Here is a 21,259-nt window from a genome sequence, read left to right on the forward strand (position 1 = left end):
GACTATGCTGGCGGGACAACCCACAGGGCATGGCTTCAAACCGCACTCGCTCTGCGTTCCAGACCTTGGCGAGGCAATAAGCATCGCCTGCGGCCTGCGCCTTGATCGGGCACGCTTTGAAACCATGCGTCCCCTATAAAAAGAGGATGAACAGGCTCTAAATCTTAGGGAAAACTTAAAATGAATATCTCAAAATTCTTCATCGACCGCCCGATCTTTGCGGGCGTATTGTCGATGCTCATCTTGCTGGGCGGGGCGCTGGCTATGTTCCAGCTGCCCATCTCGGAATATCCCGAAGTCGTGCCGCCTTCCGTGGTGGTGCGCGCACAATATCCCGGCGCCAACCCCAAGGTGATCGCCGAAACGGTGGCCTCGCCGCTGGAGGAATCCATCAACGGCGTGGAAGACATGATCTACATGCAGTCGCAGGCCAACAGCGACGGCAACCTCACCATCACCGTCAACTTCAAGCTCGGCGTGGACCCGGACAAGGCGCAGCAACTGGTGCAGAACCGCGTCAACCAGGCATTGCCCAGGCTACCGCCCGACGTGCAGCGGCTGGGCCTCACCACGCTGAAAAGCTCGCCCACCCTCACCATGGTGGTGCACCTGGCCTCGCCGGACAATCGCTACGATATGACTTACCTGCGCAACTATGCCGTGATCAACGTCAAGGATAGGCTGGCGCGCATCCAGGGCGTGGGCGAAGTCGGCCTGTTCGGCTCCGGCAACTACGCCATGCGCGTCTGGCTCGATCCGCAGAAAGTCGCCCAGCGCGGCATGACCGCATCCGACGTGGTGCAGGCGATCCGCGAGCAGAACGTTCAGGTGGCGGCCGGCGTGATCGGCGCGTCGCCCAACAATGTGCCGTTGCAACTTTCCGTCAATGCGCAGGGCCGCCTCAAGACCGAGGAGGAATTTTCCGCGATTATCCTCAAGACTTCCGCCGACGGCGCCATCACGCGCCTTTCCGACGTGGCGCGTATCGAGCTCGCCGCCTCTGAGTACGGCCTGCGCTCGTTGCTGGACAACAAACCCGCGGTCGCGATCCCGATCTTCCAGGCGCCCGGCGCCAACGCGCTGGCGATTTCCGATGCGGTGCGCGCCACCATGAAGGAGCTGGCTGCCGATTTCCCCGAATCGGTGGAATACCATATCGTCTACGACCCGACGCAGTTCGTGCGCTCCAGCATCCGCGCCGTGGTCACCACACTGCTGGAAGCGATCGCCCTGGTGGTGTTGGTGGTGATCCTGTTCCTGCAAACCTGGCGCGCGTCCATCATCCCCTTGCTGGCGGTCCCGGTCTCCATCATCGGCACTTTCTCGCTGATGCTGGCGTTCGGTTACTCCATCAACGCGCTGTCGCTGTTCGGCATGGTGCTGGCGATCGGCATCGTGGTGGATGACGCCATCGTCGTGGTGGAAAACGTCGAACGCAACATCGAATCGGGCCTGAGCCCGCGCGACGCCACCTACCAGGCCATGCGCGAGGTGAGCGGGCCCATCATCGCCATCGCGCTGACCCTGATCGCGGTGTTCGTGCCGTTGGCGTTCATGACCGGCCTCACCGGGCAGTTCTACAAGCAGTTCGCCATGACCATCGCCATTTCCACCGTGATCTCGGCGTTCAACTCCCTGACCTTGTCCCCTGCCCTGTCCGCCATGCTGCTCAAGGGCCACGGCGACAAGAAGGACTGGCTCACGCGCTTCATGGACCGCTGGCTGGGCGGCTTCTTTGCCAGGTTCAACAACCTGTTCAGCCGCGCTTCCGACAACTACGGCAAGGGCGTCAAGGGCATCATCAACCATAAAGGCGCGGCCATGGGCGTCTATGCCGTGCTGCTCGGCCTGACCGTGGGCGTTTCCCTGATTGTGCCCGGCGGCTTCGTGCCGGCGCAGGACAAGCAATACCTGGTGGGCTTCGCCCAGCTGCCTAGCGGCGCCTCGCTGGAACGCACGGAGGAAGTCATCCGCCGCATGAGCGAAATCGCATTGCAGCAGCCGGGCGTGGAAAACGCGGTCGCCTTCCCCGGCCTTTCCATCAACGGCTTCACCAACAGCTCCAGCGCTGGCATCGTCTTCACGCCGCTGAAGCCGTTCAACGAACGCAAAAGCAAGGAATTGTCGGCAGCCGCGATCGCGCAATCGCTGAACGAGAAATTCGGCCAGATCCAGGACGCCTATATCGCCGTGTTCCCGCCACCCCCGGTCATGGGCCTGGGCACCATCGGCGGCTTCAAGCTGCAGATCGAGGACAGGGGCGCGCTGGGCTATGCCGAGCTGGACAAGGCGGTGAACGCCTTCGTCGCCGAGGCCTCCAAGGCGCCGGAACTGGGGCCCATGTTCACCAACTACCAGATCAACGTGCCACAGCTGAACGTGGACCTGGACCGCGCCAAGGCCAAGCAATTGGGCGTGCCGGTGACCGAGGTATTCGACACCATGCAGATATACCTCGGCTCGCTCTACATCAACGACTTCAACCGCTTCGGCAGGGTGTTCCAGGTGCGCGCGCAAGCCGACGCGCCCTACCGCGCCAAGGCCGAGGACATCCTGCAACTGAAAACCCGCAACATGGCGGGCGACATGGTGCCGTTGTCCTCGCTGGTCAAGGTGACGCCCACCTACGGCCCGGAAATGGTGGTGCGCTATAACGGCTATACCGCCGCCGACATCAACGGCGGGCCGGCGCCCGGCTATTCCACCGGGCAGGCCCAGGCGGCAGTGGAAAGGATAGCCGCGCAGACCCTGCCGCCCGGCATCAAGTTCGAGTGGACCGACCTGACCTACCAGCAGATCCTCGCGGGCAATGCCGGCATCTGGGTCTTCCCGATCAGCGTGCTGCTGGTGTTCCTGGTGCTGGCGGCGCTGTACGAGAGCCTGGCCTTGCCGCTCGCGGTGATCCTCATCGTGCCGATGAGCATACTGGCTGCGCTCACGGGCGTCTGGCTGACCAAGGGGGACAACAACATCTTCACCCAGATCGGGCTGATGGTGCTGGTGGGGCTATCCGCGAAGAACGCCATCCTCATCGTCGAGTTTGCGCGCGAGCTGGAGCTGCAAGGCAGCAGCATCGTCAAGGCCGCGATCGAGGCCAGCCGCTTGCGTTTGCGCCCCATCCTCATGACCTCCATCGCCTTCATCATGGGCGTGGTGCCGCTGGTGACTTCCAGCGGCGCGGGTTCGGAAATGCGCTACGCCATGGGCATCGCCGTGTTCTTCGGCATGCTGGGCGTGACGCTGTTCGGCCTGTTCCTCACGCCCGTGTTCTATGTGCTGCTGCGCAAGCTGAGCGGAGGCCGCCAGCTGCATTCGGCCACCGAGCACAAACCCCATGTCGCCGGCCCAGCCGCCAGCCATTTGATATAGGAAGCACACCATGAAACCGACCAAGACATTATCGCTATTGACCGCAACGCTGCTGCTGGCGGCATGCTCAGTAGCCCCGGTCTATGAGAAGCCCCAGGTGGCAACGCCGGCGCAATTCAAGGAAGCCTCCCTTCATGCGACTGGTGAACAGTCCAGCCAGTGGAAGACTGCCGAGCCGGCGGAACTCAACCACCGCGGCCAGTGGTGGCAGGTCTTCAACGACCTCACCCTGGACAACCTGGAGGACGAGGCCTTGGCTGCCAACCAGAACCTGCAGGCCGCCACCGCCAGGCTGGCGCAATCGCGCGCCTTGTTCAAGGACGAGCGTTCCAACCGCTACCCGCAACTGAGCGGCGGCATCAGCCCAGGGCACCAACGCGTATCGCCGGATGCCCAGCGTACCGAGAACGGCAGCGAACAGACATTGTGGCGCGCGCAGGCGCAGTTCGCCTATGAGGCAGACCTGTTCGGCCGCGTATCCTCGCTGGTCAACGCCGCCCAGGCCGATGCGGAACAGAGCGCCGCCCTGCTGCGCTCGGTCCTGCTATCCCTGCAGGCGGATGTGGCGCAGCAATACTTCACCATCCGCGAGCTGGATGCCGAGCGTGATATCTACCAGCACACCGTCAAGCTGCGCGAGCAAACCGTGCAGCTGACGCAGCACCGCTACGACGCCGGCGACATCAGCGAGCTGGAGCTGGCGCGCGCCAAGACCGAACTCGCGGCCGCACGCTCGGAGGAACTGGGCGTGACGCGCCGCCGCGCGATTGCCGAGCATGCCCTCGCCATCCTGCTGGGCAAATCCCCGGCAGAATTCAGCCTGGCAGCGCTTCCGTTGCAACGCATCAGCATCAACGTACCGGCCGGCTTGCCGTCCTCGTTGCTGGAACGCCGGCCGGACATCGCCGCCGCCGAGCGCGCGATGGCGGCGGCGAATGCGCGCATCGGCGTCGCCAAGGCGGCCTATTTCCCGCGCCTCAACATCACCGGCGCGCTCGGTTACGAATCCTCCGAGCTGGGCAGCCTGTTCGAATGGTCCAACCGCACCTTCCTGCTCGGCCCCTTGATCGGCACCATGCTCTCGATGCCGATCTTTGACGGCGGCCGCCGCGAGGCCGGGCTGGAACGCGCACGCGCCGTCTACGAGGAAGACGTCGCCAAATACCGCCAGACCGTGCTCAACGCCTTTGGCGAGGTCGAGGACAACCTGGCCAGCCTGCGCATCCTCGACAACCAGTCCGAAGTGCAGGACACGGCCGTCGCCTCGTCGCAACGCGCCAGCCACCTCGCGCAAAGCCGCTATCGAGAAGGTCTGGTCAGCTACCTCGAGGTGATCGATGCGGATCGCAGCTTACTGCAGCAAAAGCGCGTCACCCTGCAACTCGACGGCGAACGCGCCCGCGCCACGGTCAACCTGATCCGCGCGCTGGGCGGCAGCTGGGAGGCTGCGCCGGTCGTCGCCTCGAAATAACCGCGGCTTGCCCTGGCCGGGCCATGCCGCCGGGCGCGGCCTTGGACAACCTTCCCCGGCGGGGTTATGCTGGAGTTGGCAAGGAGATTGCCGCGGGCAGTAAAGCGAACGATAAGGCAAGCGACACGCCCGGAGAGTTTTGTTCGCAGTTCTTCAAGGAATTAGCATGGTTTCAATCGACACGGCATTGCAATTCGTCGCGGTATCGGCGGTGCTTGCCTTGGCGCCCGGCCCAGACAATATGTTCGTCCTGATGCAATCGGCTGCCGGCGGCGCGCGCAAGGGCATTGCGGTGACGCTTGGGCTGTGCACCGGCCTGGTCGTGCACACCGCCGCCGTCGCATTCGGCGTCGCCGCCATTTTCCAGGCGTCGGCCGCCGCCTTTACCGCGCTCAAGATCGCGGGCGCCGCCTATTTGCTTTACCTTGCCTACGGCGCATTCACCTCAGGCATGGGCGCATCGCCTGGCAACGAAGGCACTGCTCACCCCGACAAGGACACTATCGGGCTCGATAAAGGGCTTTATCAGCGCGGCATCCTCATGAACGTCACCAACCCCAAGGTGGCGTTGTTCTTCCTGGCTTTCCTGTCGCAATTCGTCAAGGATGGCGCCGGGCCTGCGCCTCTGCAGATATTACAGCTAGGCGCGCTGTTCATGATCACCACGCTGGTCATCTTCAGCCTGGTCGCCTATACCGCCGGCCGGCTCAGCCGTTGGCTGCAACGCTCGCCCAAGGCGGTCAGGAACATGAACAGAATTGCAGGGGTCGTCTTCATCGGGCTTGCCGCCAGGCTGATAACTGCACAGCGGTAAAACAGCTGCGCATGCAGCCTGTTTTGATATGTAGGTGGGAAGTTAGTGCGCCCAATCTATATCGGCAGAGTCACACTGGGTCAATGACGGCTCATCGGCCTGCATGCAGGCTTACTGCCTTATTCACGGCACTAACCTGCGTATTCTAACCTCGAACGGCATGCTATGCCGCTACTTCTTCCTGGGATCGTCCGGGCTGTCGATGACGATATCGTTCTGCACCGACACCACCCCGCTCACGCTGCGCGCCACTATTGCCGCCTGGCTCACCTCGGCTTGCGACCGCGCGGTGCCGCTCAAATGCACCGCACCGAGGTCGTCGGACTGCACCTTGATATCAAGCGCATCCAGCGTCTGGTCGCGCGCGAGCGCAGCCTTGACCTTGCCGGTAGTGGCCGAATCGTCAGCATACGTGGTCAGGGACTCGCTATCCTCGGTACGGCCGTGCAACGGCAAAGACAATGCCAGCATCAGCAATGAAAACTTGAAAAACCGCATACATCATCCTCAAACTTGATCTGGATTCCATAATCGTAAACATGGCGTTCTTTAAAATAAGAGTCGTCATATTCCGAAGCATGTGTAGGAATTCGCAACCAAGAATGGCTTACACAACTCAGCGAAACAATCCTGGCTAGCCGATTTGCCGCAGACAGCACAAGCAGTACGGTATGGCAGCGCAACGAGGCCAGGAGAGTTTTATCAGCCGCTCTAAAGCATTTCGCTTGACACAGGCACGGCGGCGCCATGTAAGATGAAAAAACTGTGTCATTTACAAAACTTGAACCGGTAGAATCCTGCCACGGATAGAAGGATAAGCGATGCCCTCGTTATACAAGAGCCGCGAAGAGCGAGTACAAGATGTTGTCAAAGCCTATATGAATGAGAACAATACCGTGCGTCACTCCCTGACGTTCGGCGGCCAGTTCCTGCCCCATAGCGAACAGGAAAGAGAGCAAATGCGCGAGGAACGCGCCTGGGCGCTGGCCCGGCTTGCAATCGACAAGATCATGCGGCTTCCCTACATTGCCATCAACCGCATATCGGCAACATGATTCTTCCCTGCAATGCTTGAGTAAACCCGACGTTCCGGAGATCGCGCATACAACCCGGAGCACAGGAAGGGCAGCTATCGCTGGCTCAGCATGCCATAATGCATTTCAATGCATCCGTCATTTATTTACTCCAACAATAAAACTAAACTCCAATAAAGCAAACGTTGAACATCTTGCCAACTGAATAAGGAGCTTTCCCATGCTATCCCGACGCAGTTTCCTCTCCGGCATCGCGGCAGCCGGCGCAGGCCTCGCCCTGGCCCGTCCTGTGTTCGCCAAGCCGTTATCACAAGCCGCATCCATGCAGACCCGCGCTATCCCGTCCAGCGGAGAGCGCTTGCCGGTGATCGGCATGGGCAGCTCAGGCAGCTTCGAAGTCGGCAATAGCGCCGCCGAGCTCGACCCTTTGCGTGAAGTATTGAGGAGGTTCTTCGCAGGCGGCGCGACGGTCATCGACACCGCCCCTTCCTATGGCACTGCCGAGGAAGTGATCGGCCAATTGCTGGAAGAGCTGGGCCTGCGTTCCAAGGCCTTCCTCGCCACCAAGCTCGGCACTTCCGGACGCGAGGCCGGCCTGGCGCAATTCCAGGACTCGCTCAAGCGGTTGCGCACCGACAAGGTGGAACTGCTCCAGGTGCACAACCTGCGGGACTGGCGCCCCCAGTTCGAAGTGATCAAGGAGCTCAAGGCGCAGGGCAAGACCCGCTACACCGGGCTCACCCATTACGTGGACAGCGGCCATGACGAACTGGCCGAGGTGGTGCGCAAGGTCAAGCCGGACTTCCTGCAGGTCAATTACTCCGTCGTCTCACGCAACGCGGAACAGAAAGTGTTTCCAGTCGCCAGGGAACTCGGCGTGGCAGTCCTGATCAACCGCGCCTTCGAAGACGGCCGGCTGTTTTCCAGGGTGCAAGGCAAACCGCTGCCGTCCTGGGCCGCAGAAGCAGGAATCTACTCCTGGGCGCAGGCTTTCCTCAGGTTTGCCTTGAGCCACCCCGCCGTCACCACCGTGATACCGGCCACCGGCAAGCCGGACCGCCAAAGCGACAACCTCAAGGCCGGCAGCGGACCGGCCCTGACCGAAGCGCAGCGGAAATCGTTGATCGACACGGTCGGCTGAGGGAATTCACTCCATGCGCCTCTCCTCGCTTGCCAGCCGCCTGTTCAATGTGGAAAAGCAGGAAGCGCCAGCGGTGCTGGCCGGCCTGCTCATGTTCTTCCTGCTGTTCGCGGGCTATTTCATGCTGCGCCCGGTGCGCGAGACCATGGGCCTGGCAGGCGGCGTGCGCAACCTGCAATGGCTATTCACCGGCACGTTCGTCGCCACGCTTGCCGTGCTGCCGCTGTTCGGCTGGCTCGCCTCGAAGGCGCAGCGACGGCGAATCCTGCCCTGGACTTACGGCTTCTTCACCTTGAACCTGCTTGCCTTCGCCGCCGGCATGGCATGGCAGCCGGACAATCCATGGGTGGCAAGGGCGTTTTACATCTGGCTGTCGGTCTTCAACATGCTGACCATCTCGCTGGCCTGGAGCGTCCTGGCCGACGTCTTTTCCAGCGCACAGGCCAAGCGCCTGTTTGCACTGATGGCCGCAGGCGCCAGCTTGGGCGGCTTGGCCGGGCCGGTGCTGGGCACGCTCCTGGTCGGGCCGCTCGGCCACTCCGGTTTGCTGGCGCTGTCGGCGCTGATGCTGGCCGGCAGCGCTGTAGCCGGCCTCGCCCTGCAACGCTGGCGCAACCTGCATCCGCGCGCGCCGGACGAGGCATTTACCCGCTCGCAGCCGCTGGGTGGCAACCCGCTCTCGGGCGCAACAGCAGTATTCCGCTCGCCATACCTGCTGGGCATCGCCACCTTCGTCATCTTGCTGGCGACGGCTAATACCTTCCTCTACTTCGAGCAGGCGCGCCTGGTGGAAGCGACTTTCCCCGACAAGGTGCAGCAGACCCAGGTTTTCGGGATCATCGACATCGTCGTGCAATCGCTGGCGCTGCTGACCCAGTTCTTCCTGACCGGCCGCATCGCGCAGCGCCTCGGCGTCAGCGTGCTGCTGGTCGCGGTGCCGCTGGTAATCGCCGCCGGCTTTCTCTGGCTCGCGCTGGCCCCCGTATTCGCGGTGCTCGCTGTCGTCATGGTGGTGCGTCGCGCCGGAGAATATGCGCTGGTACGCCCTGGCCGCGAGATGCTCTACACCTCGGTTTCCCCCGAGCAGAAATACAAGGCCAAGAACTTCATCGACACCGTCGTATACCGCGGCGGCGACGCCGTGAGCGGCTGGGTCAAGCACGGCATAGACCTGCTGGCAGGACAGCCTGCTGTCGCGATGCTGATCGGCAGCCTGTTCGCCCTCGTATGGGCAGGCAATGGATTGTTGCTCGGGCGCAGCCAGAAACGTCTTGAAGCGAAGCATGAAGATGCTTTCGCAAATCCCCGCTCACCTGACAAAACAGAGAATCTTGCGTAGGCAGTCCCGGGTTGATTTGGCCTCAACTGTGATAAGAACGGCATAATAGGCAGCTCAATGGGCTACTGAAGGCAACCATGGTTTCTATCTTGGTGGATGGTGACGATAAAACCACAAAAATCACTGACTGGACATTAAGGTATGACTCGGCAAAAGATGTACTGCTGCTGACTTGCCACTTCCGCTCAGGAAAAACTTACACCCGCCCGCTCACGGCATGCGAGATCACGCCCACAGAAGAAATCCAGGGGTCGTTGCTTCAAAGGCCAGGTAGCATCGTTTTCAGCATCGTTGATAAGGTAACGGTGTATGGCAGAAAGTACGCAGCCGTCTACTATCCTGGCAATGCCAAGCCATATCTGATGAAAGCGGATGAACTCGATTTCATTCCGCAAACCTATATCAAGCAAGGAGCAATATTTAATTATTTTGTTTCAGTGGCGCAAGCCCGCATTGAACACACAGCAGGCGACAATAAAGCTATTGCTGAGAACGTCCTGCGCCAGTTGGAAAAAGTGGTATCACATCCGGATACCGCACTGCATGCGTACTGCACTGGCAGAAATCAGCCGCGTGAACCAATCAAGTATTTCATCTATCCTTTCGGCGTCAATGCGAGTCAGCTCAAGGCGGTAGAGCAGGCATTCTCCTCACAGATCAGCCTGATCGAAGGCCCGCCGGGCACTGGAAAAACCCAGACAATATTGAACATCGTCGCCAATATCCTGCTACAGGACAGAACCGTCGCCATTTTGTCCAATAACAATGCCGCCGTGAGTAATGTCTATGAAAAACTGCAGAAATCAGGACTCGACTATCTGGTTGCCAAACTAGGCAGTACAGATAACCGCAAAGCCTTTTTTGAAAACCTGCCCGAGGCACCATCAGACGCGCCGCCCTGTGCATCAGATATCGAGGACATCGATGCGACATTGCAAAAGCTTAAGCAGTATCTCGATGCACGGAACCAAGTCGCGCAACTACAAGCGGAAATTGATGAACTGCGCATAGAGCAGCAATACCTGCAGCGTTGGCAAGATGAAAACCTTTCGCATGAACCGGCCCCAATTGAAAAGTATGGGCTATCCCCACAACAAATCACCGATTTCATTGCTTACCTATCGTACCTTGGTGAGAAGTCCATCAATCTCTGGCACAGAATGACACTGTTGCTGAATTTCAGGATTGTACGCACGACATTCATGAACAACTGGGAAAAGCGCAAATCACTGATCGATTCATTGCAACGGAGCTATTACGAAACATCGCTAGAACAGAAAATTTCTGTATTGACAGGCCTTGAGAAAATACTAGAAGAAAATCATGCCGATACATTGCTGCAAGAACTGACCGGCACCTCCATGACTTACCTGAAGCACCATCTTTATCAACGTATCCCACGCGAGGAAGAATTTACCGAACAAGATTACAAAACAAGGTTCAGCGCGTTCACAAAGCGTTTCCCCATCATCGGCAGCAGCACCCACTCGATTATCAACTCCATCGCCGATAATGCCATTCTCGATTACGTCATCATCGACGAAGCCTCGCAACAAGATATCGTTCCGGGGATACTGGGATTGGGCTGCGCCAGGAACCTGATCATTGTTGGCGACAGCAAACAGCTTCCGCATGTACCGGTGAATCTCGATATTCCATCACCCTCCGAGTTCTACGACTGCGTCAGATACAGTTTGCTGGACTCATGCATCGGCGTTTTCGACCATGCCCTGCCATCAACATTGTTAAAGGAACATTATCGTTGCCACCCCAAGATCATCCAGTTCTGCAACAAACAGTTTTATAACAATCAGCTCATCCCCATGACGCAAGACAATGGCGAGCCAGCGTTATCGCTGATTGTCACTGCCAAAGGCAATCATGAACATCGCCTGGCCAATCTCAGAGAATTGGAATCACTAGGCCCTCTTGCATGGGATGAGGAAAACAGTAGAGGATTTATTGCTCCTTATAACGCTCAAATCAACCAGGCAAGAAAGCAACTGCCTGGCGACTTTGTCAACTCGACAGTACATAAATTTCAAGGCAGGGAATGTGACGAGATCACGTTTTCAACCGTCCTGGACAAGAAACGCAGCAACCAGCAAAAATTGGACTTCGTAGACAATTCCCACCTGATCAATGTAGCCGTCTCCCGTGCAAAACATCATTTCACGCTGGTGACGGGCGACGATGTCTTTACCGAAAACAACAGGGACATTGCCGCACTGATCCGTTACATCGAATATTATGCGGATCAGGAACAGATTAAATACAGCCCGGTTGTTTCTGCATTTGACCTGCTTTATCAGGAATATGACCAATCTCTGGAAAAACTCAAAGCCAAGCTCAATCCGAATGACTCGGTATTCAAATCAGAGCAGATTATTGCCCAGCTGCTACGCGACATCCTTTCGCAGGATACGTACCGGGCATTAACCTTTCATAGCCAAGTTGCCTTAATTCAATTGGTGTCGTTGACCAATAATAGCCTTACCCCACGAGAGCAAGAGTTTATGCGCAATCGTGCCAGTTGTGATTTCGTGCTTTATTTCAAAGTAGGGAAAACACCGCTAGGGGTTATCGAAGTCGATGGAAAAATGCATGATTCTAAACAGCAAGCAGAACGGGACCAGTTGAAGAACAACATTCTGGAAAAAAGCGGCCTTCCCTTGCTGAGGCTGAAAACCATCGAAAGTAACATTGAAGGGAAAATCACCGCATTCCTGGCTCAATGGTGCAACAATTTCTCTGCCATATCACATCAGCCCACGGAGCAATCAGTTATTCCAGCCAGTCTCGCCAGGTAAAAAGCCGAAACACATCCCATGAAAGACAAACAAAAAAGCCCAAACCGAAGTCTGGGCTTTTGATGAATTCTGGAGCGGGAAACGAGTCTCGAACTCGCGACCTCAACCTTGGCAAGGTTGCGCTCTACCAACTGAGCTATTCCCGCATTGCTTCACAGCAAAATCATTTACCTGGAGGCGCGAGCCGGAGTCGAACCGGCCTAAACGGCTTTGCAGGCCGCGGCATAACCGCTTTGCTATCGCGCCATAAACAGTATCAGGCTACCCTTGCGGATATCTGATAAAAAAGGAAAGCGCTTGTCGCCACTTTCCCTTTTAAATCCTGGAGCGGGAAACGAGTCTCGAACTCGCGACCTCAACCTTGGCAAGGTTGCGCTCTACCAACTGAGCTATTCCCGCATCGAAAGAAGGCGCTATTCTAAGGATTTTCAGGCGTGTGTCAAGAGTATTTCAGCCCGATCAACCGGCCTTCATGCGAGGCCATGCGGCCTTCAAATAGTAAGCCATTGACACCAATGTCAAAAACGCTGCGATGTAAATCAGCACCTCGCCGTAAAAACTGATATTCAGCGGCCCCAATGGATCGTAGTACAGCAGGAACAGGATGGCCGCCATCTGCACCGCCGTCTTGACCTTGCCGATGAACGCGACGGCGACGCTGCCGCGCTCGCCTACCCCCGCCATCCATTCCCGCAAGGCGCTGATCGCAATTTCGCGCCCGATGATGATCAAGGCCACCACCGCGCCGACGCGGTCGAGCTCGATCAGCAGCACCAAGGCGGCCGCCACCATCAGCTTGTCCGCGACCGGGTCGAGGAAAGCGCCGAATGCCGAAGTCTGGTTGAGCGCGCGCGCAAGATAACCATCGAACCAGTCGGTGATCGCGGCGAAGGCGAAAATGAACGTCGCCAGCACGTTTTTGTCGTGCATGGGCAAGGTACTTTCCGGGAAATAGAATATCCCGACAAAAATCGGGATGCATAAGATGCGCATCACCGTCAGGCTATTGGGGACATTCCAGACCATCAGTGCAACTCCTCATAAATTTTCTGCGCCAGCGCATGGCTGATGCCATCCACCTGTGCAATTTCGTCCACGCTGGCATTCTTGACGCCATCCAGGCCGCCGAACCGCATCAGCAGGCTCTTGCGGCGCTTGGCGCCTATGCCGCTGATATCCTCCAGGCTGGAATGCATGCGCGCCTTGCCGCGCTTGGCGCGGTGACCGGTGATGGCAAAGCGGTGGGCCTCGTCGCGGATCTGCTGCAACAGGTGCAGCCCGGGATGATCCTTCTTCAAGCCCACGGGGTATTCGCGCTCGGGGAAGAACATCTGCTCCAGTCCCGGCTTGCGCTCCTCGCCCTTGGCGATACCGACCAGTTGGATGTCCGGCAGGCCTACTTCGTTCATGACTTCGACCGCCACGCCCAACTGCCCCTTGCCGCCGTCGATGAACACCAGGTCAGGACGCTTGCCCTCCCCGGCCGCCACTTTGCGGTAACGCCGCGTCAGCGCGTCGCGCATCGCCGCGTAGTCATCTCCCGGCGTAATGCCAGTGATATTGTAACGGCGATACTCCGAGTTCTGCATGTTGCCCTTGTCGAACACCACGCAGGAGGCCACCGTCGCTTCGCCCATGGTATGGCTGATATCGAAACACTCGATGCGCTCAGTATTCTCCGGTAGGTCCAGCGCCTCGCGCAAGGCATTCAGCCTGGACTGCTGGTTGGCCTGCTGGGCAGCGCGCTGGCTGAGGGCCAATTCCGCATTGGTTTGCGCCATCTTGAGCCAGACGCGCTTGTCCCCGATCGGGTTAGTGTTGATCTTGATCCTGCGGCCCGCCTGCTCACTGAACACTTCTTCCATTGCTGCGGTTTCCAGGGGCGCGCCCACGATCAGCAACGGGGGGATCGCGCCCGCCATGTAATGCTGCTCGAGGAAGGCCTCCATCGTGGTTTCCAGGTCGGCGCCGTCTGCATTCTTGGGGAAGAAGCTCTTGTCGCCCAGGTGGTGGCCGCCGCGGATCATGACCAGGTTCACGCACCATTGCCCTTGCAGCTCTGCGCAGGCAATCACGTCGGCATCGCTGACGTTGAAGTCGCTGACGAACTGCTTGGCCTGCACCTGGCGCAGGCTCTGGATGCGGTCGCGGTACACGGCCGCAAGTTCATACTCCATCTGCTCGGCGGCTTCGTTCATCTTTTCGCCGAGCTCTTCCATCACCTGCTGTTCCTTGCCTTGCAGGAACAGGCTGGCGTGCATCACGTCACGGCGATAATCCTCTTCCGTGATGAAGCCTACGCAAGGCGCGGTGCAGCGCTCGATCTGGTGCAGCAGGCAGGGCCGGGAACGGTTGGCGAACACGGTATTCTCGCAAGTGCGCAGGCGGAAGACCTTCTGCAGGAGCTGGATGCTTTCGCGCACCGCCACCGCATTGGGGAACGGGCCGAAATAGCTGCTGCCCTTGCGTTGCGCGCCGCGGTGGAAAGCCAGGCGCGGAAAGGCGTCCCCGGTCAGGGCGATATAGGGATAGGACTTGTCATCGCGGAACAGCACGTTGTAGCGCGGCATGAAGCCCTTGATGAGGTTGTTCTCCAGCAATAGCGCTTCCGCTTCCGAGCGCGTCACCGTGGTTTCGATGCGCGCGATGTTGGACACCATGAGCCGCGTGCGCGGGGACGGCAGGTTTTTCTGGAAATAGGACGAGACCCGCTTCTTGAGGTCGCGCGCCTTGCCTACGTAGATCACTTCGTCCTGGGCATTGATCATGCGATACACGCCAGGCAGGTTGGGCAGGTTTTTCAGTACCGGTTTGGGGTCGAACATAGGGGTTCCTGGCCGTCAGGCAGCCAGCAGCATCAACTCAATAGGACAGGGCAACGGCTTAATCGCTATCCAGCAACTCGCCCGCCACGGCCCAGTTCTCTCCCGCCACCTCTTCAAAGGTGATGTAGGTATAGGACTTGGGCTTCTTGGCGATACGTTCCAGCGTATCGGTGATTTCTTCCGCAATCTTGGCCTTTTGCTCGCGGGTCAATGTACCCGCTACCTTGATGTCGACGTAGGGCATGTGCTTGCTCTCCTGGCGTAGGTTGTCAGATTCAGTCCGGGCTCAATGCGCATGACCATGCTCATGCGGATGATCGTGCTCATGACCATGGTCATGAAGATGGCCAGTATTGCTCGTCAGCCAGCAATTGGCGTTGGCATCGCTATGTGCGCTCCTGGTTTCCGGCTGCAGCGTGACATGCTCGATGTTGAAGCGGTCATGGAGCATATGCCCGAGGTTGTTCAATACCTCATGCCAGTCCTGCATGTCCTCCAGCACGATATGGGCCGAAAGCGCGGTTTTTTCCGAGGAAAGCGACCAGATGTGCAAGTGATGCACGCCCTGAACCTTGTCGCTTACGGTCATGGCATGCTCTACGGCCTGGATATCGATATGCGGCGGCACGCCTTCCATCAGCACGTGCAGCACTTCGCCCAGCAGGCGCAGGGTGGAGACTAGGATCAACACCGAGATGAAGATGGACAGTATGGGGTCGATCGGCATCCAGCCCGTGAAGTAAATCACCGCCCCGGCCACGATCGCCACTACCGAGCCGAGCAAGTCGCCCAGCACGTGCAGCAAGGCCGCGCGGCTGTTCAAGCTGCTGTGTCCCTTGTGCAATATCAATGCCACGACGATGTTGACGAGCATGCCGACAAACGCGATCAGTATCACTTCCCCGCCCTGCACCGGCCGGGGGTCGGCAAGACGCTGCACGGCCTCATAGGCAATGCCGGCGATCACCGCCAGCATCAGCAATGCGTTCAACAACGCGACAATGACTTCGGCGCGCACCAGGCCAAAATTATGCTTGCGCGTGGCCGGCTTGCGGGCGATCCAGCCGCCCAGCCAGGCGAGCGCCAAGGCGAAGGCGTCCGACACCATGTGGCCGGCGTCGCTGAGCAAGGCCAATGAACCCGTCCACCAGCCGCCGACAGCCTCGACCACGGCAAACCCGGCGATCAGGAGCAAAGGGAGCAACAGGGAAGGCTGGCCGCCTCCTTGCGCATGTGAATGATCGTGATGATGATGGGCGCCCATAAGGGTGTAATGCTAGCAGGCATGGCAGCAATTAAAAAGCCGCGGCAGTAAATATCTGTCGCGTATGCCACCGTCTCCGCGCCATAATGGCGGAGTAGAAATTTCATGGATAAAACACAATACCGGCCGGCCCGTCCTTTATAATGTCGCCAGTTATTGCCAACCCCTGCTCATGCTCAGTTATCGTCACGCATTCCATGCCGGCAACCATGCCGATGTCCTCAAGCATTTCGTATTGCACCAAGTGCTGGCCTACGCCAATCAAAAGGACAAACCCTACTGGTACATCGACACGCACGCCGGCGCCGGCATGTATGCGCTGGACCACGGCTATGCGGTACAGAATGCCGAGTTCGAGCAAGGTATCGCGCGGCTATGGGAATGCAACGACCTGCCTGACTCGCTGCAATCCTTTATCGAGCTGATCAAACACATCAACCGCGGCAAGGCGCTCAAGCATTACCCTGGCTCCCCCGCCGTTGCGCAGGAGTTGTTGCGCGGCAGCGACCGCGCACGCTTGTTCGAACTGCACCCAAGCGACGTGAAACTGCTCAGGCAGCATTTCAAGCCGGCAGGCCGCGAGGTGCTGGTCGAACAACAGGATGGATTTGCAGGCCTGAAAGCCCTGCTGCCGCCGCCACCGCGCCGGGCGGTGGTGCTGATCGACCCGCCCTACGAGGAAAAGCGCGATTACCAGCGCGTCATCGAAGCGTTGAAGGACAGCCTGCAGCGCTTTGCCACGGGCACTTATCTGCTCTGGTACCCATTATTGCAGCGCCCCGAGGTCGACCTGCTGACCGACAGGCTGGCCAAGCTCGGCGCCGCCAGCTGGCTGCATGCGACGCTCAGCATCCACGCCCCCGCCGCGGACGGTTTCGGCATGCACGGCAGCGGCATGTTCGTGATCAATCCGCCGTGGACGTTGCCGGACACGCTGCAACAAACCCTGCCTTACCTGGCGGAGAAACTGGCATTGGACGACGGTGCCGGATACGCCCTGCGACACCATACTCCCTGAAGCATCTCCCAGCTTTAGATCATCGAATCGTTTTATCCAGCAAGAAAGGAAACAAGCATGCAATCCCCGCCTAAAACCAGAATGAGTCCGTTGAGCGCCATACTGTTCGGCAGCCGCTGGCTGCAATTGCCGCTCTACCTGGGCCTGATCGTGGCGCAAGTGGTTTATGTCATCCATTTCATGAAGGAACTGGCGCACCTGATCGAGCGCCTGCCGCAACTGCACGAGGCCGACATCATGCTCATGGTGCTGGGCCTGATCGACGTGGTGATGATCTCCAACCTACTGATCATGGTCATTATCGGCGGCTACGAAACCTTCGTCTCGCGCCTCAACCTCAAGGGGCACCCCGACGAGCCGGATTGGCTGTCGCACGTCAATGCCAACCTGCTCAAGGTGAAGCTGGCGATGTCCATCATCGGCATCTCATCGATCCACCTGCTCAAGACCTTCATCAACGTCGAGAACCTGGACGACAAGACCCTGATCTGGCAAACCGTCATCCATATGGCCTTCATTGCCTCAGCGGTCTCCATCGCCTGGATCGACCGCATCATGGCGCATCCCGACACGCAGAAAGCACACTAGAGCGACCCGGATCACATGGCCTGGGCTTACTTCAGGACATGGCCCGGACCGCCATCATGACCGCCACGGCGGCGGCGACAAGCGCAAAGCTTCTTTTCAACGATGCTGCCGCCAGGTAGCCAGCCAGTCGCCGCCCGACCAGCATCCCCAGCATCGCCCCCACAATGAAGGGCAAAGCCAGCAGGATGTCAAGACTGCCCCACAGCAAGGCACTACCCAGGCTAGACAGCGAGACCAGGGCTATCACGGCCAGCGAGGTGGGGATAACTGCCCGCATGTCGAGATTCGACAGCCTGCCCAATGCTGGCACGATCACAAACCCTCCCCCGACGCCCACCAGTCCGGATAGAAACCCTGCTGCCGCCCCCGCGCTCATCAACGAAAGTGAGCACCGGCTGGTCCAGCGCAACCTGCCGGTCAGGGGGTCGAGCACGCAGGCTTGACGCTCGGCCTTGGGGTGCGGCTTTTTCTGGCACAGGCTTTCTGTTGCCACCAGCAGCAGCAGCAGTAGCGCAAACACCAGCATGAGCATGCGATCATTCAATTGGTGTGCCGCCCACAAACCCAAGGGCGTCATGGCGACACCTACCCCGGCCATGACACAGGCCGCGCGGTACCTAAGCACGCCCTGCCTCAAACCTGCCAGCGCACCGATACCGGCAGTGACCGCTACCGCAGTCAGCGCGATAGGCGCGGCGGTCGTCACAGCCATCCCAGCAAAGAACACCAGCAGCGGCACGGCCAGAATCCCGCCGCCTGCCCCCGTCAGCCCCATGAGCATGCCCACCGCGGCGCCCAATATGCACAAAGTCAGCACAGCCTACCTTTTCAGCCCGACAAGCAGGCGATAGAGCAGCATCCCCGCCACCATGGCCAGCGAGAATACAACCGGGCTGAAAGCCCCGCCCGGCAGGCTTGCCAATGCAGGACCCGGACAATACCCGACCAGGCCCCATCCTACGCCGAACACAACCGCGCCCAAGACTAGCCTGGTATCGATTTGGCGAGCGGTTGGTAACTGCACCTCCTGCTGCAAGCAGGTTTGGCTCCGTATTTTCATATAGCGGTATGCCAGCGTCACCACCGGGATGGCCCCAAGCATGACAAACGCCAGAGAAGGGTCCCACTTGCCTGCAATGTCGAGAAAGGCAAGTACCTTCTGCGGATTGGTCATCCCGGAAACAATGAGCCCCAGGCCGAACAATACGCCGGCGAGCAATGCCGTGATCAGATGCATGGCCGCCTCACATTCCATGATGGATATAGACCGTGAGCATGGCGGCCGCCATGAACACCATTGTGGCGACGATGGAGCGCGGCGACAGCCTGGCCAAGCCGCACACGCCATGACCGCTGGTACAGCCCGAACCCAGCCTGGTCCCGAACCCCACCAGCAGCCCGGCCGGCACTAGCAGGGCGATATCGCTGGTGACCACCGCAACAGGCAAGACCGCCCACAGGGAGTACAGCCACGGCGCAACCAGCAGCCCGGCCAGGAAGCAGATCCGCCAGGGACTATCGCGCCACGAAGGCTTTAGCAGGCCGCCGAGAATGCCGCTGATGCCAGCGATACGCCCGTTCATCACCAGCAGCAGCGCGGCAGCCAACCCGATCAGGACTCCGCCCGCCAAGGATGCCAGCGGGGTCGCATGGGTCCAGTCGACCATCACTCAGCCTTGGACTTGCAGGTATTGAGTCCGAACAGGGTATAGGCCGGGCACCAGCGCAACAACCCGGTCAGCAGGGACAACACCCCGATGTAGGCCCAGGCGGGTCCCTGAAACAAGGTCGCCCATACGATCAGCGCCACCCCGACCACCACACGCAATACGCGATCCACGCTTCCTACATTAGTTTCCATCACTCACCCTCCTCTGATTGATCGTTGATTTAACCGGCTTCCTTGTTCCGAGTCGCGGGGCTAGCCAACCACTCGCGCCCCTTGAGCATGGCTTTCCAGTACACGGGTGGCAATATTCTTTCCTTCAGCCACCATGCCAGCCGCGACGGGCGCTGCCCGTTGATGAGCCACCGCGGGAAGCTAGGCAGCAACTTGCCGCCATAACCGAATTCCGCCAGCACGATCTTTCCGCGTTCTACGGTCAAAGGACATGAACCATACCCATCATAGATCGCCTGCATTTCCTGCCCGGCAAGTATGGCCAGCACGTTTTCGGCCACAACCGGTGCCTGCTTGCGTGCCGCGGCGGCAGTCTTGGCGTTTGGCGCATTGGTGACATCGCCCAAGGCAAAGACGTTGGCGTATTGCTTGTGCCGCAAGGTGTATTGATCGACGTCCAGCCAGCCGGCGCTATCCGTCAATGAGCTGGCGCGGATAAAATCCGGCGCCTGTTGGGGCGGCACCACATGCAGCATGTCGAATTCGACCTCAAGGCTGCGCTGCCCTCCCTCGGGCCCGGCCATGGCAAACCAGGCGCGCCTGGCCTTGCCGTCTACCTTGGTCAATCGGTGGCCAAAATGCAGTCGGGCGTCATAACGCTCTACATATTCCATCAATGCAGGCACATACTCCTTCACGCCGAACAACACTGGCCCGCTATTGTAGAAATCGACGCTGATATCGCGCAGACAACCTGTACGCCGCCAATAGTCGGCAGACAGGTACATCGCCTTTTGCGGGGCTCCCGCGCACTTGATCGGCATCGGCGGCTGGGTAAACACAGCCTTGCCGCGCCGTAGCTGGCTCACCAGTTGCCAGGTATAGGGCGCCAGATCGTAACGGTAATTCGATGTCACACCATTCTCGCCCAGCGTCTCCACCAAGCCCTCGATGCCGTGCCAGTCGAGCTTGATGCCCGGACAGACCACCAGCACGTCATAAGCGAGGGGTTTGCATCCCTCAAGCAAAATACGGTTCTGGTTGGGTTCAAATGCCGCCACCGCCGCCTTGATCCACTTGACCGGGGCAGGAATAACCGAAGCCATGGTGCGTACCGTCACTTCAGGACGGAATACGCCGCCTCCTACCATGGTCCAACCCGGCTGGTAATAATGGATTTCTGCCGGGTCTATCACTGCAATATCGAGGTCGGGGTTGCGCGACAGCAGGCTGGACGCAGCTGCAATGCCGGCAGCCCCGGCCCCGACGATGACGACTTGGTGGCGACTGATATGAGCTGGTGCCTCGCCGCCACCAGCCAGACGGTAGGTCAGGCCGCTCAAGTCATACCCTGCAGCCTTGGCGGTGGAGAGCACAGCAGGCAAACCTTGCGCAGCGACCTGGCTCAACGCCCACAACGTCACGGCACGCATGCCTGAGCGGCAGTAAGCCAAGACGGGCTTGGCCATGCCTGCATAAGACTGGGCAAACGCCTGCACGTCAGCATCCGACACCTTACCGCTTTCCACAGGCAAGTAAGCCATCTCGATACCTGCCAGCCTGGCCTGCTCCTGCAACTCATGGAAAGTCGGCTGGTCAGCACCTTCGCCATCGGGACGATGGCATAGTATTGTCTTGAATCCGGCGGCAGCCAGACCGGGAATATCCTGTGGAAAAATCTGCCCGCTGACGCTGAGCCCTGTTTCTATCTTTTCTATTTTCATACACGCTCTGATGGATTCGGCC

The 21,259-nt window shown here is 59.2% G+C and carries 19 protein-coding genes and 3 tRNA genes; 9 read left to right on the plus strand and 13 right to left on the minus strand.

The genetic code is table 11. From position 1 onward, the window contains the following. Positions 1–180 precede the first annotated feature (180 nt). The 3 genes from ACJSDX_RS04825 (at position 181) to ACJSDX_RS04835 (ending at position 5,654) form a co-directional block, all read left to right on the plus strand. Positions 181–3,369, plus strand: coding sequence for an efflux RND transporter permease subunit (locus tag ACJSDX_RS04825; RefSeq protein ID WP_407993740.1), 3,189 nt, complete (start codon positions 181–183; stop codon positions 3,367–3,369). Between the two features lie 10 nt (positions 3,370–3,379). Continuing rightward, a complete protein-coding gene (locus ACJSDX_RS04830) occupies positions 3,380–4,840 on the plus strand; it encodes an efflux transporter outer membrane subunit (protein WP_407993741.1) in 1,461 nt (486 codons plus the stop codon). A 166-nt stretch (positions 4,841–5,006) separates the two neighbouring features. Next, positions 5,007–5,654 carry a LysE family translocator gene (locus tag ACJSDX_RS04835; protein ID WP_407993742.1) on the plus strand — a complete coding sequence of 216 codons (648 nt, stop codon included), beginning with the start codon at positions 5,007–5,009 and terminating at the stop codon, positions 5,652–5,654. A gap of 171 nt (positions 5,655–5,825) precedes the next feature. Here ACJSDX_RS04835 and ACJSDX_RS04840 read toward each other — a convergent pair whose 3' ends face one another. After that, on the minus strand, positions 5,826–6,152 hold the full coding sequence (locus tag ACJSDX_RS04840; protein ID WP_407993743.1) for a BON domain-containing protein: 327 nt from the start codon (positions 6,150–6,152) through the stop codon (positions 5,826–5,828). 323 nt (positions 6,153–6,475) lie between these two features. Between ACJSDX_RS04840 and ACJSDX_RS04845 the strand changes: the two genes are divergently transcribed. From ACJSDX_RS04845 to ACJSDX_RS04860, 4 genes are all read left to right on the plus strand, one after another. Beyond that, positions 6,476–6,709: a hypothetical protein gene (locus ACJSDX_RS04845; RefSeq protein WP_309566827.1), complete on the plus strand. Its 234-nt coding sequence runs from the start codon at positions 6,476–6,478 to the stop codon at positions 6,707–6,709. 199 nt (positions 6,710–6,908) lie between these two features. Then, the gene (locus ACJSDX_RS04850) at positions 6,909–7,829 is read left to right on the plus strand and encodes an aldo/keto reductase (protein ID WP_407993744.1); all 921 of its coding nucleotides are present in this window, start codon (positions 6,909–6,911) and stop codon (positions 7,827–7,829) included. Between the two features lie 13 nt (positions 7,830–7,842). Continuing rightward, positions 7,843–9,168 carry an NTP/NDP exchange transporter gene (locus tag ACJSDX_RS04855; RefSeq protein WP_407993745.1) on the plus strand — a complete coding sequence of 442 codons (1,326 nt, stop codon included), beginning with the start codon at positions 7,843–7,845 and terminating at the stop codon, positions 9,166–9,168. A 77-nt stretch (positions 9,169–9,245) separates the two neighbouring features. Beyond that, positions 9,246–11,978, plus strand: coding sequence for an AAA domain-containing protein (locus ACJSDX_RS04860; RefSeq protein WP_407993746.1), 2,733 nt, complete (start codon positions 9,246–9,248; stop codon positions 11,976–11,978). A 70-nt stretch (positions 11,979–12,048) separates the two neighbouring features. On the opposite strand, the gene ACJSDX_RS04865 is transcribed toward ACJSDX_RS04860, so the two are convergent. From ACJSDX_RS04865 to ACJSDX_RS04895, 7 genes are all read right to left on the minus strand, one after another. Beyond that, a tRNA-Gly gene (locus ACJSDX_RS04865) sits at positions 12,049–12,124 on the minus strand. Between the two features lie 26 nt (positions 12,125–12,150). Further along, a tRNA-Cys gene (locus ACJSDX_RS04870) sits at positions 12,151–12,224 on the minus strand. A 77-nt stretch (positions 12,225–12,301) separates the two neighbouring features. Beyond that, positions 12,302–12,377, minus strand: a tRNA-Gly gene (locus tag ACJSDX_RS04875). A gap of 60 nt (positions 12,378–12,437) precedes the next feature. Continuing rightward, positions 12,438–13,004: a CDP-diacylglycerol--glycerol-3-phosphate 3-phosphatidyltransferase gene (pgsA, locus tag ACJSDX_RS04880; RefSeq protein ID WP_407993747.1), complete on the minus strand. Its 567-nt coding sequence runs from the start codon at positions 13,002–13,004 to the stop codon at positions 12,438–12,440. Beyond that, a complete protein-coding gene (gene uvrC, locus ACJSDX_RS04885; protein WP_407993748.1) occupies positions 13,004–14,803 on the minus strand; it encodes an excinuclease ABC subunit UvrC in 1,800 nt (599 codons plus the stop codon). The genes pgsA and uvrC overlap by 1 nt, the downstream gene beginning before the upstream one ends. A gap of 58 nt (positions 14,804–14,861) precedes the next feature. Then, positions 14,862–15,047: a tautomerase family protein gene (locus ACJSDX_RS04890; RefSeq protein WP_309566820.1), complete on the minus strand. Its 186-nt coding sequence runs from the start codon at positions 15,045–15,047 to the stop codon at positions 14,862–14,864. A gap of 42 nt (positions 15,048–15,089) precedes the next feature. Then, on the minus strand, positions 15,090–16,067 hold the full coding sequence (locus ACJSDX_RS04895; protein WP_407993749.1) for a cation diffusion facilitator family transporter: 978 nt from the start codon (positions 16,065–16,067) through the stop codon (positions 15,090–15,092). A 172-nt stretch (positions 16,068–16,239) separates the two neighbouring features. On the opposite strand from ACJSDX_RS04895, the gene ACJSDX_RS04900 reads away from it, so the two are divergent. Both ACJSDX_RS04900 and ACJSDX_RS04905 read left to right on the plus strand, forming a co-directional pair. After that, complete coding sequence (locus ACJSDX_RS04900; RefSeq protein ID WP_407993750.1) at positions 16,240–17,085, plus strand: 23S rRNA (adenine(2030)-N(6))-methyltransferase RlmJ; 846 nt, start codon at positions 16,240–16,242, stop codon at positions 17,083–17,085. Positions 17,086–17,142: 57 nt separating this feature from the next. Then, the gene (locus tag ACJSDX_RS04905) at positions 17,143–17,673 is read left to right on the plus strand and encodes a TIGR00645 family protein (RefSeq protein WP_407993751.1); all 531 of its coding nucleotides are present in this window, start codon (positions 17,143–17,145) and stop codon (positions 17,671–17,673) included. Between the two features lie 31 nt (positions 17,674–17,704). Here the strand turns inward: ACJSDX_RS04905 and ACJSDX_RS04910 are convergent, their stop codons facing one another. The 5 genes from ACJSDX_RS04910 to ACJSDX_RS04930 are packed head-to-tail and all read right to left on the minus strand — an operon-like array spanning position 17,705 to position 21,237. Continuing rightward, positions 17,705–18,490 carry a sulfite exporter TauE/SafE family protein gene (locus ACJSDX_RS04910; RefSeq protein ID WP_407993752.1) on the minus strand — a complete coding sequence of 262 codons (786 nt, stop codon included), beginning with the start codon at positions 18,488–18,490 and terminating at the stop codon, positions 17,705–17,707. Positions 18,491–18,493: 3 nt separating this feature from the next. Beyond that, positions 18,494–18,910, minus strand: coding sequence for a DUF6691 family protein (locus ACJSDX_RS04915; RefSeq protein WP_407993753.1), 417 nt, complete (start codon positions 18,908–18,910; stop codon positions 18,494–18,496). 7 nt (positions 18,911–18,917) lie between these two features. Beyond that, entirely contained in the window at positions 18,918–19,340 is a 423-nt protein-coding gene (locus tag ACJSDX_RS04920; RefSeq protein WP_407993754.1) for a YeeE/YedE family protein, read from the minus strand. After that, a complete protein-coding gene (locus ACJSDX_RS04925; protein WP_407994006.1) occupies positions 19,340–19,534 on the minus strand; it encodes a YgaP family membrane protein in 195 nt (64 codons plus the stop codon). The genes ACJSDX_RS04920 and ACJSDX_RS04925 overlap by 1 nt, the downstream gene beginning before the upstream one ends. Before the next feature lie 29 nt (positions 19,535–19,563). After that, entirely contained in the window at positions 19,564–21,237 is a 1,674-nt protein-coding gene (locus ACJSDX_RS04930; RefSeq protein ID WP_407993755.1) for a bifunctional protein tyrosine phosphatase family protein/NAD(P)/FAD-dependent oxidoreductase, read from the minus strand. Between the last annotated feature and the right edge of the window lie 22 nt (positions 21,238–21,259).

This window comes from Methylobacillus draconifructus (assembly GCF_045984355.1).
GTDB classification, from domain to species: domain Bacteria; phylum Pseudomonadota; class Gammaproteobacteria; order Burkholderiales; family Methylophilaceae; genus Methylobacillus; species Methylobacillus flagellatus_A.